Origin of the sequence: Streptomyces sp. NPDC017246, from assembly GCF_044331325.1 — a bacterium.
Taxonomy (GTDB): domain Bacteria; phylum Actinomycetota; class Actinomycetes; order Streptomycetales; family Streptomycetaceae; genus Streptomyces.
Map to the genome: position 1 here is coordinate 151,334 of NZ_JBIRMW010000006.1, position 13,564 is coordinate 164,897.

The 13,564-nt window shown below is 70.7% G+C and carries 11 protein-coding genes; all 11 read right to left on the minus strand.

What is annotated here, in order from left to right; all coding sequences use genetic code 11:
- Window positions 1-15: 15 nt before the first annotated feature.
- The 11 genes from ACH4MY_RS16010 to uvrC all read right to left on the minus strand — a co-directional run bounded on the left by ACH4MY_RS16010 (window position 16) and on the right by uvrC (window position 13,561).
- On the minus strand, window positions 16-1,230 hold the full coding sequence (locus ACH4MY_RS16010; RefSeq protein ID WP_398003090.1) for an MFS transporter: 1,215 nt from the start codon (window positions 1,228-1,230) through the stop codon (window positions 16-18).
- A 162-nt stretch (window positions 1,231-1,392) separates the two neighbouring features.
- Window positions 1,393-1,728, minus strand: a complete 336-nt coding sequence (locus tag ACH4MY_RS16015) for an RNA polymerase-binding protein RbpA (RefSeq protein WP_071891222.1) — start codon at window positions 1,726-1,728, stop codon at window positions 1,393-1,395.
- Window positions 1,729-1,805: 77 nt separating this feature from the next.
- Window positions 1,806-2,036 (minus strand): preprotein translocase subunit SecG, encoded by a 231-nt coding sequence (gene secG / locus ACH4MY_RS16020; protein ID WP_017238647.1) that lies wholly within the window; start codon window positions 2,034-2,036, stop codon window positions 1,806-1,808.
- A gap of 97 nt (window positions 2,037-2,133) precedes the next feature.
- On the minus strand, window positions 2,134-2,910 hold the full coding sequence (gene tpiA, locus ACH4MY_RS16025; protein WP_398003094.1) for a triose-phosphate isomerase: 777 nt from the start codon (window positions 2,908-2,910) through the stop codon (window positions 2,134-2,136).
- A gap of 7 nt (window positions 2,911-2,917) precedes the next feature.
- Window positions 2,918-4,129 (minus strand): phosphoglycerate kinase, encoded by a 1,212-nt coding sequence (locus ACH4MY_RS16030; protein WP_398003096.1) that lies wholly within the window; start codon window positions 4,127-4,129, stop codon window positions 2,918-2,920.
- Between the two features lie 104 nt (window positions 4,130-4,233).
- Window positions 4,234-5,244 carry a type I glyceraldehyde-3-phosphate dehydrogenase gene (gap, locus tag ACH4MY_RS16035; protein WP_398003098.1) on the minus strand — a complete coding sequence of 337 codons (1,011 nt, stop codon included), beginning with the start codon at window positions 5,242-5,244 and terminating at the stop codon, window positions 4,234-4,236.
- A 218-nt stretch (window positions 5,245-5,462) separates the two neighbouring features.
- Window positions 5,463-8,414: a M14 family zinc carboxypeptidase gene (locus ACH4MY_RS16040; RefSeq protein ID WP_398003101.1), complete on the minus strand. Its 2,952-nt coding sequence runs from the start codon at window positions 8,412-8,414 to the stop codon at window positions 5,463-5,465.
- 152 nt (window positions 8,415-8,566) lie between these two features.
- Window positions 8,567-9,556 carry a DNA-binding protein WhiA gene (gene whiA, locus ACH4MY_RS16045; RefSeq protein ID WP_073806627.1) on the minus strand — a complete coding sequence of 330 codons (990 nt, stop codon included), beginning with the start codon at window positions 9,554-9,556 and terminating at the stop codon, window positions 8,567-8,569.
- Complete coding sequence (yvcK, locus tag ACH4MY_RS16050; RefSeq protein ID WP_398003104.1) at window positions 9,547-10,572, minus strand: uridine diphosphate-N-acetylglucosamine-binding protein YvcK; 1,026 nt, start codon at window positions 10,570-10,572, stop codon at window positions 9,547-9,549. Before yvcK ends, whiA begins: the two co-directional genes overlap by 10 nt.
- Window positions 10,569-11,588 carry an RNase adapter RapZ gene (rapZ, locus tag ACH4MY_RS16055; RefSeq protein ID WP_398003106.1) on the minus strand — a complete coding sequence of 340 codons (1,020 nt, stop codon included), beginning with the start codon at window positions 11,586-11,588 and terminating at the stop codon, window positions 10,569-10,571. The genes yvcK and rapZ overlap by 4 nt, the downstream gene beginning before the upstream one ends.
- On the minus strand, window positions 11,585-13,561 hold the full coding sequence (gene uvrC / locus ACH4MY_RS16060; protein WP_398003109.1) for an excinuclease ABC subunit UvrC: 1,977 nt from the start codon (window positions 13,559-13,561) through the stop codon (window positions 11,585-11,587). The genes rapZ and uvrC overlap by 4 nt, the downstream gene beginning before the upstream one ends.
- Between the last annotated feature and the right edge of the window lie 3 nt (window positions 13,562-13,564).

The window sequence follows — 13,564 nt, forward strand, 5'->3', positions numbered from 1 at the left end:
GCTGCGTCTCCAAACTTAATTGATCAGAGGGGCCAACGACGCGACGGCGAGCGCGAACAGCGCCGCCGCGAGGAGGGCGGGTGTGTGCGGTCCCCAGCCGGCGGCCGCGGCGCCGCCGAGGAGGGCCCCGAGCGGGGCGCCCGCGACGGCGAGGGTGCGGAAGGCCGCGGCGATGCGGCCGAGCATGCCGTCGGGGGCGCGCTCCTGCATGAGGGTCGTCTGCTGGACGTTCCACACCGTCCCCATGAAGCCGAACACCGCCATGGCCCCGATCGACACCCCGAGGACGGGAACGGTCCCCAACAGGACGAGACAGCCTGTCTGGACGGTCCCGGCGAGGAACACCGCGCGTACCCGTCCGGTGCGTTCGGCGATCCGGCGGGCGAGGAATCCGCCGGCGACGCCGCCCACGGCGAAGCCGGTGATCGTGGCCGCGTACCCGGTGTTCCCGGCGTGCAGGCCGTCGTCGACCAGGACGACGAGGGTGGCGATCAGGGCGCCCATGCCGATGTTGCTGAGGGTGGTGGCGGTGCAGAGCCCGCGCAGGAAGCGGTCCGCGCGCAGGGCGGCGATCCCCTCGGCCGTCTCGGCGCGGAGGGTGGAGCCGGCCGGCCGCGGCGGCCGCTCGGGCGCTCCGGTCCGCAGGGAGACGATGAGGAGCGCGGCGAGGACGTAGGTGGCGGCGTCTGCCGCGTACGGCACGGCGGGCCCGGCGAGCAGCAGGGCGGGCACCAGGGGTGCGGCGAGGAGTCCGCCGGCGAACTGCTGTCCGGTCATCAGACGGGCGTTGGCCCCGGCCAGGGCCTCGGCGGGCACGAGGGCGGGGAGCAGTGCGGTGGCCGCGTTGTCGAAGAGGGTCTGCAGGGTGGTGAGGGCGAAGGCGAGGACGAGCAGCAGGGCGATGCCCGCGTGGCCGAGCGCGACGGCGACGGCGAACGCGGCCATGAGCGCGCCCCTGACGAGGTCGACGGCCCACATGGCGCGGCGTTGGTCGACGCGGTCGGCGACGGCTCCGCCGAGGAGTCCGAAGAGCAGCCAGGGCAGGAAGCCGCAGGCGGTGACGGAGGCGATGAGGAGGGGGTCGTCGGTGAGGGAGGCGGCGAGCAGGGGCAGCGCGGCGGTGCGCAGCGAGTCGCCGAACCGGGAGACGACGGCGGCCGTCCAGAGTCTCCCGAAGCCACCCCGCCAGGCGGGCACGGCCTTGACGCCCTCGGTCGCCGTCGTGGTCATGCGGTCCGTCCCCCGTCACCCCTTCGGACCTCGTGATCCGCTTCCGACCGACGGTAGGGGGTGCCACTGACAACGGGGCTCTCGCGTCCGGACGCACGAACGGGTCTTGCCCGCGAACCGAGTTCGCGGGCAAGACCCGTTCGTCACACCGTCACACTGTTGTCAGATCTCGCCGCGCAGTTTGGCCAGCGCCTCGGCGAGGATCGCCTCGCCGTCGGCGTCGCTGCGCCGCTCACGCACATAGGCGAGGTGGGTCTTGTACGGCTCCGTGCGCGGCGGGTCCGGCGGGTTGTCCCGGTCCTGACCTGCCGGGAAGCCGCAGCGTGGGCAGTCCCAGGTCTCCGGGATCGCCGCGTCGCTGGCGAAGCTCGGCTGCGTCTCGTGCCCGTTCGAGCACCAGAAGGAGATGCGGGCTCGCGGCGCCGATTCGCCCCGCTCGGCCTCGCCCATCGGCCCCGCTCCGACCCGGCTTCCCCGGATCGCGTTGCCACTTGCCACGGTCGTAACTCCCTGCGTGATGGTGCTCGAAGATGCCCCAGTCTACGTAAGGCCCAACGCGCGTCCAGTGATTGGAGTTACCCGTCCAACTTCATCAGCAGACCAAGTACCACAATGCAGGCGAACCAGAGCAGACCGACCACGACGGTGATCCGGTCCAGGTTGCGCTCGGCGACCGAGGACCCACCGACGGAAGACTGCATTCCGCCACCGAACATGTCGGAGAGGCCGCCACCCTTCCCCTTGTGCATCAGCACGAGCAGCATCAGCAGCCCGCTGAAGACGATGAGGGCGATCGAGAACCCCATAACCACGGCTGGACCAACTTCCTCGGACTTATACGGACGGGGGCCGGGCACCTGCCCGACCCCCGCAAGGGTACGACGTAACTCCGCTACCGCATACTCACTGGTCGCGGAAGCGGACGATCTTGACGAACTCGTCGGCGTCCAGGGCCGCGCCGCCCACGAGGGCGCCGTCGACGTCCGGCTGCGCCATGATCGCGGCGACGTTGCCGGCCTTGACCGAGCCGCCGTACTGGATGCGGACCTTGTCGGCCAGCTCCTGCGAGTACAGCTCCGCGAGGCGGCCGCGGATCGCCCCGCAGACCTCCTGGGCGTCGTCCGGGGTGGCGACCTCGCCGGTGCCGATGGCCCACACCGGCTCGTACGCGATCACGATGGTCTCGGCCTGCTCGGCCGGGACGTCCTTCAGGCCGCCGTCGAGCTGGGCGAGGGTGTACTCGACCTGGTTGCCGGCCTTGCGGATGTCCAGGCCCTCGCCGACGCAGAGGATCGGGGTCACGCCGTGCTTGAAGGCGGCCTTCACCTTGGCGTTGCAGACCTCGTCGTCCTCGGCGTGGTACTGACGGCGCTCGGAGTGGCCGACGGCCACGTAGGCGCACTTCAGCTTGGACAGCATCAGGCCCGAGATCTCGCCGGTGTAGGCACCGGAGTCGTACGCCGAGATGTCCTGGGCGCCGTACTTGATCTTGAGCTTGTCACCGTCGATCAGGGTCTGTACGGACCGCAGGTCGGTGAAGGGAACCAGGACCGCGACCTCACAGGCGTCGTAGTCCTTGTCGGTCAGCGCGAAGGCGAGCTTCTGGACATGGGCGATGGCCTCGAGGTGGTTGAGGTTCATCTTCCAGTTGCCCGCCATCAGCGGGGTGCGAGTGCTCATAAGAAAGTCAGTCCTCCAGTGCGGCGAGGCCGGGAAGCGTCTTGCCCTCGAGGTACTCGAGGGAGGCGCCGCCGCCGGTCGAAATGTGGCCGAATGCCTTCTCGTCGAAGCCCAGGATGCGGACGGCGGCGGCGGAGTCGCCACCACCGACCACCGTGAACGCCGGGGACTCGACGAGTGCCTGGGCGACGGCCCTGGTGCCCTCGGCGTAGTCGGGGTGCTCGAAGACGCCCATCGGACCGTTCCAGAAGACGGTGCCGGCGTCGGCGAGCTTCGAGGCGTAGAGCTTACGGGTCTCCGGACCGATGTCCAGGCCCATCCGTCCGGCCGGGATGGCGTCCCCGGCGACGGTCTCCGGGTGGGCCGGGGCCTTGGTCTTCATGTCCGGGAACTCGGCGGAGACCAGGACGTCGACGGGGAGCACGAACTCCACGCCGCGCGCCTTCGCGCGCTCCAGGTACTCCTGGACCACCGGGATCTGGTCCTCCTGGAGCAGCGAGGTGCCGACCTCGTGGCCCAGGGCCTTGAGGAAGGTGAAGACCATGCCGCCACCGACGAGGATGCGGTCGGCCTTCTCCAGGAGGTGGTCGATCACACCGAGCTTGTCGGAGACCTTGGAGCCGCCGAGCACGACCGCGTACGGCCGCTGGACGTCCTCCGTGAGCTTCTTCAGGACGCCCACCTCGGTGGAGATGAGGTAGCCCGCGGCGTGCGGCAGACGCGCCGGAAGGTCGAAGACCGAGGCGTGCTTGCGGTGCACGGCACCGAAACCGTCGCCGACGTACAGGTCGGCGAGGGCCGCCAGCCGGTCCGCGAAGGCGCCGCGCTCGGCGTCGTCCTTCGAGGTCTCGCCGGCGTTGAACCGGAGGTTCTCGATCACGGCGACGCCGCCGTCGGCGAGGCCCGCGACGGTGGCGGTGGCGGAATCGCCGACCGTGTCCGTCGCGAAGGCCACCTCGGCGCCGAGGAGCTCGCCGAGGCGCGCGGCGGCCGGGGCGAGCGAGAACGCCGGGTCCGGGGCGCCCTTGGGGCGGCCCAGGTGGGAGGCGACCACGACGCGGGCACCCGCGGCGGCGAGCGCCTTGACCGTGGGGACGACGGCGCGGATGCGGCCGTCGTCGGTGATGGTGGTGCCGTCGAGCGGCACGTTGAGATCGGCGCGGACGAACACCCGCTTGCCGGAGACGCCTTCGGCGAGAAGCTCGTCGATCGTCTTCATCTGTCACAGACTCCTTGGTACGCGGTGGAGCACACAAACAGGGCTCGCACAGCGCGGCGTTGCGCTGCCCGAGCCCTGCTCACATCGAAAGCCCGCCCTGAAGCTTAGAGCTGGCCGCCGACGAAGACGGTGAGGTCGACGAGACGGTTGGAGTAACCCCACTCGTTGTCGTACCAACCCAGGATCTTCACCGTGTTGCCGTCCTGGACCATGGTCAGGGAGGCGTCGAAGGTGCAGGAGGCCGGGTCACTCACGATGTCCGAGGACACGATCGGGTCCTCGGTGTAGTACAGGATGCCCTTCAGGTCGCCGTCGTCGGCGGCCTTCTTGAACGCGGCGTTGACCTCGTCCTTCGTCACCTCGCGGTCGAGCGTGACGACCAGGTCGGTGGCGGAACCGGTCGGGACGGGGACGCGCATGGCGATGCCGTCCAGCTTGCCCTTGAGCTGCGGGAGGACCAGCGCGGTGGCCTTGGCGGCACCCGTCGTGGTCGGGATGATGTTCTCCGCGGCGGCGCGGGCGCGGCGCAGGTCCTTGTGCGGGAAGTCCAGGATGCGCTGGTCGTTCGTGTACGCGTGGACCGTGGTCATCAGGCCCTTGACGATGCCGAAGTTCTCGTCGAGAACCTTGGCCATCGGCGCGACACAGTTGGTGGTGCAGGACGCGTTCGAGATGACGTCGTGCTGCGCCGGGTCGTACTTGTCCTGGTTGACGCCCATCACGATGGTGATGTCCTCGTCGCTGGCCGGAGCCGAGATGAGGACCTTCTTGGCGCCACCGGCGATGTGCTTCTCGGCGTCGGCCTTCTTCGTGAAGATGCCGGTCGACTCGATGACGATGTCGACGCCCAGCTCACCCCAGGGGATGTCGGCCGGGTTGCGCTCGGAGAGCACCTTGATGGTGTGACCGTCGACGGTGATGGTGTCGGCGGTGTGGGTCACCTCGGCCTTGAGACGGCCCAGGATGGTGTCGTACTTCAGCAGGTGTGCCGTGGTCGCGGTGTCACCCAGATCGTTGACAGCCACGATCTCGATGTCAGCACCCTGCTCAAGGAGCGCGCGGAAGTAGTTCCGGCCGATGCGGCCAAAGCCGTTGATGCCTACGCGGATCGTCACGAACCGATCTCCTCGTTAGGTACGCCGGTGTGCTCGACGCCGGCGAGATTTTTGTTTTTTGGGATGTCCCCGACCGCTTACGACCCTACCCCCACAGGGGGCCCCGAGTGACATCGGCCGCATCCGTACGAGCCCGGAAAGTGAGGTAAAACGGCCGACGGCCCGTACCTACCAACGGGTACGGGCCGTCGTGGGACCTTTGTCCCGACTACTCTCCGTCAGCGGCGGAGTGCCCCCAGGGCGCGGCCGACGAGGCGCGCCCGCTCGGTCGCGGCGGGCACGTGCTCCAGGCCGTAGCCGAGGAGGACGGTGTCACGCGTGGTGACAGCCGCCTGGGAGTGGAAGAGCGCGGCGGAGCGCGTCCAGTCGGATCCGTTGCCGGGGCTGCCGGCCGGCGCGCCCGGTACGGTCCAGGCCCCGAAGGCGGTCTCGAAGCCCTCCGCCTCGGTGGTGGTCCCCGTGACGAGGCGGGTGTCGTCGACGAAGGCGCCCGTCTCGCCCGTGCCGGGGTCGGAGACGTAGGAGATCGAGAGCTCGACCTTCTTGCCCGCCCAGGCGCTCAGGTCGACGGAGGCCTGCCGCCAGCCGTTGGAGGGGCCGGTGAAGGCGTTCCAGGAGCCGGTGGTGCCGGTGGGGGCGCAGCCGTCCTCGCCGACGGTGAGGTAGTGGGCGAGGAAGGGGTGGCCCTGGACGTAGTAGCCCTCGCCGCAGTCGGCGGGGGGCTCGCTGGAGGTGCCGCCGTTGACGTCGGGCAGGGTCGTCCAGTCGTCCTGGCCGACGGTGTGGGCCTCGACGACGAGGTTGTCGTAGCCGGGCTCGGTGTCGAAGCTGACCTGGAAGTCCAGGCGCGGTGCGGCCGCGGCGACGACGCCGGTGAGGTCGACGGTCCTGCTGAGCCGGGCCCAGGTGTCGTCGGCGTGCTTGACGGCCGCGAAGGTCGCGCCCTCGGCGGGCTCGAAGGGCGTGCGGATGCCCGGGTAGTCACCGGCGGAGGCGCTGCTCGCGAACTGCGGGAAGTCCTTCGCCTTCAGGGTGTCCGAGGTGACGGTGTAGGCGCCGGCGTCGTCCAGCGGGTTGTCGGCGGCGGCGCCGAGGCTCGCGCCGACGCCCGCGAAGGCTCCGGTGCCGGCGAAGGCGGGCGGGGTCTTGAGGCCCGCGCGGTGGTAGGCGCCGAGGTAGTACTGGGCGAAGTCGTTGGTCTCCGCCAGGCCGACCCGGGTGAGGCCGCCGGACTTCTCGCCGGCGTTGATCAGCTTGCCGCCCTCGTTGAGGTAGGCGCGGACGGCGAGCTGGGCGGCTCCGGAGGGCCGCTCGGCGCCGGTGTACCAGACGACGGTACGGAAGTGGGAGAGCACGCCGAGGGTGTCAGGGGTGCCCTGGGTGGCGACGTCCCAGACGGCGGCCTTGCGGCCGTTGTCGGCGAGCGCCTTCACATAGGCGGCGGTGTGCTTGGCGGCGGTGGTGCCGCCCTCGTCGGCGAGGACGAGCACGTCGCCGCGGGGCCGCTCGGCCACCGTGTAGGTGAAGGGGGCGGAGGCGGTGGCCCGGCCCTCGCGGGTACGGGCGGTGAACCAGACCTCGACGGAGTCGCCGGGCCGGGCGTCCTCGACCTCGGCGCGGTACTCGTCGAAGTAGAGGTTGTCCTCGCCGCCGAAGGTCTCGCCGCCCTTCCAGGCGTCGAGCTCCTCGCTGTGGGTGCGGCCGCCGTTGATCCGGTACTTCAGGGTCTTGCCGCGCAGGGACTTGCGCGCGGTGACCGCGACCTCCTGCTCCCCGCCGCGGGCGTAGGAGGTGGTGAAGGTCTTCGGGGTGAGGTCGGGGGCGTCGATGCCGACCGGGGAGACGGGCCGGTCCGGGTGGGCGGCGGTCTCGGCGACGGCGAGCGCGAAGGGGATGTTCTTGGCGAACTCGGCCTGGATCAGCTTCTCGTCGTCCGGGAAGGTGAAGACGGAGGCGCAGTCGGCCGCGTTCCAGGCGTCGTTCGGGTCGACCCGGGAGGCGGTGGCGCAGGTCGACATCTCCGGGGTGAACATCTGCGTGCCGTTGACGTTGGCGGCGTGTCCGTCCGCCTCGCCGTTGGTGATGTACAGCTCCGAGGAGACCTGCGGCCGGTAGCCGGGCACGGCCGAGTTCTGCGGGGTGCCGGCGAGGGCCTTGAGGGCCACGTCGTCGGGGGTGTCGGTGGCGACCTGCCAGCCCACGCCGTACAGCAGGAGCTGGGCGGCCGAGTGGTAGTTGATGCCGTACGCGAAGCCGATGCGCTTCTGGAAGGCGTCGAGGGCCTTGGTCTCGGGCTCCGACATGGGGCCCTTGCCGCGGAAGGTCTCGTCGGCCGGGTCGGGTGACGAGCCCTCGTTGTCGTAGCCCCACTTGTAGGCGAAGTTGCGGTTCAGGTCGACGCCGTCGCCGGACGTGATCCGCCCGTCGCCGTCGTTGTCCCGGAGGTTCTTGCGCCACTGCCGGTTGTCGGGGTCGGCGTGCGTGAAGTCGTAGCCGTCCGGGTTGGCGGAGAGCACGAACCACAGTTCGGTGGAGTCGACGATCCGGGTGATCCGCTCGTCCTTGCCGTACCCGTCGAGGTAGTAGTGCATCAGCCGCCGGGTCATCTCGGGGGTGATCCACTCGCGCGCGTGCTGGTTGGACATGTACAGCGTGGCGGGCTTGGAGCCGTCCTTGACGCGCTGGGCGCCCTTGCTGACCTTCAGGGCGAGGATGTCCTGGCCCTTGAGGGTCTTGCCGATGGAGACGACCTTGGTGATCCCGGGGTTGGCCCGGGCGGTGTCCAGGACCTCCTGCTTGAGGCCGCCGGGACCTCCGTACGGGCGGAAGACGCCGTCCCCCGCGGCGGCCACCCGCCGCTCGGCCTGCGCGCTCAGATCGTGCTCGGTGATCTCGACGCCCTGGCCGCGCAGCTGCCCGGCCTGCCGGCCGGTGAGGAAGAGCTCGACCGTGGCGGCGCCCTTCGCGGGCACCTGCTCGGTCAGTTCATGGGCGTCGGCGCCGGCCTCCAGGAGCAGGGGTACCTGCTCCTGGGTGACCTCGGCACGCCATACGGAGAGGCCGTCACCGCCGTCCCGGTCGTTCGGCTGCGCTCCGGCGACGGGTGCCGCCGCCACTCCCGCGATCAGCAGTGAAGCCGCTGCGAGGATCGATCTCGCTCTGCGTCTCATGAGCCCCCCTTGTTGTCGTCTGCCACGAAGGTGAACAGACGCCAGGCTCATGGGCGCTCATGGGCCTGTCAAGGGTGCCTCGCGGGTGGACGAAAAAGCTGCCGGCGCCTCAGAAAGGCACCGGCAGCACGGAGTTCGGGATTCCGTCGTGATCAGCCGACGAGGCTGTCGTCGAGCTCCTCCGTCAGGTTGGACTCGGTCCCCGGAATGCCCAGGTCCTGCGCCCTCTTGTCGGCCATCGCGAGCAGCCGCCGGATCCGGCCGGCCACCGCGTCCTTCGTCAGCGGCGGGTCGGCGAGCGCGCCCAGCTCCTCCAGGGAGGCCTGCTTGTGCTCCATGCGCAGCCGGCCGGCGGCCGCGAGGTGCTCGGGCACCTCCTCGCCGAGGATCTCCAGGGCGCGCTGCACCCGGGCCCCCGCGGCGACCGCGGCACGGGCCGAGCGGCGCAGGTTGGCGTCGTCGAAGTTGGCCAGGCGGTTGGCGGTGGCGCGGACCTCGCGCCGCATCCGCCGCTCCTCCCAGGCGAGCACCGACTCGTGCGCACCGAGCCGGGTGAGCAGGGCACCGATCGCGTCGCCGTCGCGGACGACGACCCGGTCCACCCCCCGCACCTCACGGGCCTTCGCCCCGATGGAGAGCCGGCGCGCCGCGCCGACCAGGGCGAGCGCGGCCTCCGGACCCGGGCAGGTCACCTCGAGCGAGGAGGACCTGCCGGGCTCCGTCAGCGAACCGTGCGCGAGGAACGCGCCCCGCCAGGCCGCCTCCGCGTCACAGGTCGCCCCGGAGACCACCTGCGGGGGGAGGCCCCGGATGGGGCGGCCCCTGCCGTCCACGAGACCCGTCTGCCGGGCCAGCTGGTCGCCTCCGGCCACCACCCGCACCACGAAACGCGAGCCGCGCCGCAGTCCGCCGGGAGCCATCACGATCAGCTCCGAGCTGTGCCCGAAGATCTCCAGGATGTCCCGCTTGAGGCGGCGGGCCGCCATCGCGGTGTCCAGCTCCGCCTCGATCACGATGCGGCCGCTCACCAGGTGCAGCCCGCCCGCGAACCGCAGGATCGACGAGACCTCTGCCTTCCTGCAGCAGGTCCGGGTGACGGGAAGCCGGGAGATCTCGTCCTTCACCGCTGCCGTCATCGCCATGGGCCGATCCTTCCATGCATCCGAAAAATACGGTCGTACGCGGCGGCCAACAGCTCCGGGTCGTGCTTCGCGGAGCCGTCGGGCCCGGCCACCGGCGCCAGCTCGACCGCGGCACCGAGCCGCTTGGCGGCATCGGCGAGGGACTCGCGATCGGGCACGGCGGCCTCGTCGGCCAACACCACGTCCAGGGCGAGTTTAGGGGCGTGTCGTCCCAAAACCTCCAAATGACGCTGCGGGGAGAAGCCCTCGGTTTCTCCGGGCTGCGGCGCGAGGTTCAGCGAGAGCACCTTCCGGGCCTTCGTCTCGACCAGGGCGTCGAGCAGTTCGGGGACGAGAAGGTGCGGAATCACCGAGGAGAACCAGGAGCCGGGACCGAGAACGACCCAGTCCGCGTCCAGGACCGCCTCGACCGCCTCGGGCACCGCCGGCGGGTCGTTCGGCACCAGGTGCACGGACTGGACGTCGCCCGGGGTGAGGGCCACCGTCGCCTGACCGCGCACGGTGTCCACTTCGTCGGGACGCGCCGGGTCATGGCCTCTGACCAGGGCCTGGAGCTCCAGGGGCACGGCGGACATGGGCAGCACCCGGCCCTGGGCGCCGAGCAGCCGGCCCACCAGGTCCAGGGCCTGCACGGGGTCGCCGAGCTGCTCCCAGAGCGCGACGATCAGCAGATTGCCGACGGCGTGGCCGTTGATCTCGCCCTTGGACTGGAAGCGGTGCTGGATCACCCGGGCCCAGGTCTGGCCCCAGTCGTCGTCACCGCAGAGCGCGGCGAGCGCCTTGCGGAGATCGCCGGGGGGCAGCACGCCCAGCTCCTCCCGGAGCCGGCCGCTGGAACCCCCGTCGTCGGCGACGGTGACGACGGCGGTGAGATCGCCGGTGATCCGGCGGAGGGCGGCGAGGGAGGCCGAGAGGCCCATCCCGCCGCCCAGCGCGACCACCTTCGGCTGGGCGCCGCGTCTGCGGAGCGTACGCCGCACCGTGAGGGTGGAGACGCGACGGCGGTACGGCTTCACTCGCGCCCCATGTCCCGGTGCACGACGACGGTCTCGACCCCTTCGGCGGCGATGCGGGCGGCGAGCCGCTCGGCGGTGGCCACGGAGCGGTGCTTGCCGCCGGTGCAGCCCACGGCGATGGTCACGTAGCGCTTGCCCTCGCGGCGGTAGCCCGCGGCGATCAGCTGGAGCAGCTCGGTGTAGCGGTCGAGGAACTCCTTGGCGCCGGGCTGGTTGTAGACGTAGTTCGACACCTCCTCGTTGAGGCCGGTGAAGGGGCGCAGTTCGGGGACCCAGTGCGGGTTCGGCAGGAAGCGCATGTCGACGACGAGGTCGGCGTCGACCGGCAGGCCGTACTTGAACCCGAAGGACATGACGGTGGCCCGCAGCTCGGGCTCCTCGTCACCGGCGAACTGGGCGTCCATCTTGGCGCGCAGCTCGTGCACGTTGAGGCTGGAGGTGTCGATGACCAGGTCGGCGTCGCCGCGCAGCTCGCGCAGCAGGTCGCGCTCGGCGGCGATGCCGTCGGTGATGCGGCCGTCGCCCTGGAGCGGGTGCGGCCTGCGGACCGACTCGAAGCGCCGGACGAGGGCGTCGTCGGAGGACTCCAGGAAGACGATCCGGCGGGTGACCTGCTTGGCGTCCAGGTCGGCGAGGGACTCCCTGAGGTTGTCGAAGAACTGCCGGCCGCGGACGTCCACGACGACGGCGATCCGGGCGACATTGCCCTGGGAGCGGGCCCCGAGCTCGACCATGGTGGGGATCAGCGCGGGCGGCAGATTGTCCACGACGAACCAGCCGAGGTCCTCCAGGCACTTCGCCGCGGTGGACCTGCCCGCTCCGGACATGCCGGAGATGATCACCAGCTCGGGAATGGCCGCCTCGGCGTCGTTGTCGCCGGGGGTCTCCTTCGTGCCCGTACTCACGTGTCCTGCTCCGTCTTCTCGGTCGTGCTCTTCGTGCGCGTCGTGCTCGCCGTGCGCTTGCCGCCCGTCGTGCTGTCGCCGCTGTTCTTCGTCCTGCTCGTGCGCGGTCATGCCGTGCCGCCCCCGTCGTCTTCCATGATCTCTCCTGTCGCCGTGTTCACGGCGGGTGCGGCCGGAGCCGCCTGTGCGAGGGCCACGACGACCGCCTCCGCGGTCCTCCGTCCCATGCCCGGAACCTCGCAGATCTGCTCGATTGTCGCCTGCCGGAGCCGCTTCACCGAGCCGAAATGCTTGATCAACGCCTGTTTGCGGGTGTCGCCGAGGCCGGGAACCGCGTCGAGAGGGCTGGTCCGGATACGTTTCGCGCGCTTGGACCGCTGATAGCGGATGGCGAAGTCGTGAGCCGTGTCACGTACCCGCTGGAGGAGGTACAGGCCCTCGCTGGAGCGGGGCAGCACCACCGGGTCGTCGTCACCGGGCAGCCACACCTCCTCCAGACGCTTGGCGAGCCCGCAGACCGCGATGTCGGAGATCCCCAGCTCGTCGAGGGCCCGCCGGGCCGCCGCCACCTGCGGCTGCCCGCCGTCGACCACGACGAGCTGCGGCGGGTACGCGAAGCGCTTGGGCCGCCCCGTCTCGTCCGGGTCCTCCACGACGCCCTCGGGGTCCCACTCCCCCGTCTTCTCCTTCTCCGCGAGATAACGCCGGAAGCGCCGGCCGATCACCTCGTGCATGGACCGGACGTCGTCCTGGCCCTCGAAGCCCTTGATCTGGAAGCGGCGGTACTCGCTCTTGCGGGGCAGTCCGTCCTCGAAGACCACCATCGAGGCCACCACGTCCTCGCCCTGGAGGTGCGAGATGTCGAAGCACTCGATCCGCAGCGGCGCCGACTCCAGGTCCAGGGCCTCGGCGATCTCCTCCAGGGCCCGGGAACGGGTGGTCAGGTCGCTGGCGCGCTTCGTCTTGTGCAGGACCAGCGACTGCTGGGCGTTGCGCGCGACGGTCTCCATCAGGTCCTTCTTGTCGCCCCGCTGCGGGATCCGCAGCGAGACATTCGACCCGCGGCGGCCCGACAGCCAGGCCGTGACCGCCTCGGCGTCCTCGGGGAGCGCCGGGACCAGGACCTCCTTCGGCACCGTGTCCCCCGTCTCCTCGCCGTACAGCTGCTGGAGCGCGTGCTCGACGAGCCCGGCCGTGTCGACGGCCTCGACCTTGTCGGTGACCCAGCCGCGCTGGCCGCGGACCCGTCCGCCGCGCACGTGGAAGATCTGCACGGCGGCCTCCAGCTCGTCCTCGGCGAGAGCGATCAGGTCCGCGTCGGTGGCGTCGGCGAGCACGACCGCGCTCTTCTCCATGGCCCGGCGCAGCGCCTCTATGTCGTCGCGGAGCCGTCCGGCCCTCTCGTACTCCATGTCCTCGGCCGCGAGCATCATCTGCTTCTCCAACCGGCGGATGTACGTACCGGTGCGGCCGGCCATGAAGTCGCTGAACTCCTCGGCCAGTTCGCGGTGCTCCTCCGGGGTGACCCGGCCGACACAGGGCGCCGAGCACTTGCCGATGTAACCGAGGAGGCAGGGCCGGCCGGCCGACGCGGCGTTCCGGAAGACGCCCGCGGAGCAGGTCCGCACCGGGAAGACCCGCAGCATCAGGTCGACGGTCTCGCGGATCGCCCACGCGTGCGCGTACGGCCCGAAGTAGCGCACGCCCTTCTTCTTGTGGCCGCGCAGGACCTGGACCCGCGGGAACTCCTCGTTCATGGTCACCGCGAGGTACGGGTAGCTCTTGTCGTCCCGGTACTTGACGTTGAACCGGGGGTCGTACTCCTTGATCCAGGAGTACTCCAGCTGGAGCGCCTCGACCTCGGTCGACACGACGGTCCATTCCACGGAGGCGGCGGTGGTCACCATGGTGGCCGTGCGCGGGTGCAGGCTCGTGATCGGCTGGAAGTAGTTGGCCAGCCGCTGCCGCAGGGACTTCGCCTTCCCCACGTAGATCACCCGGCGGTGCTCGTCGCGGAACTTGTAGACCCCCGGGGAGTCGGGGATCTGACCCGGCTTGGGGCGGTAGCTGGAGGGGTCTGCCATGCT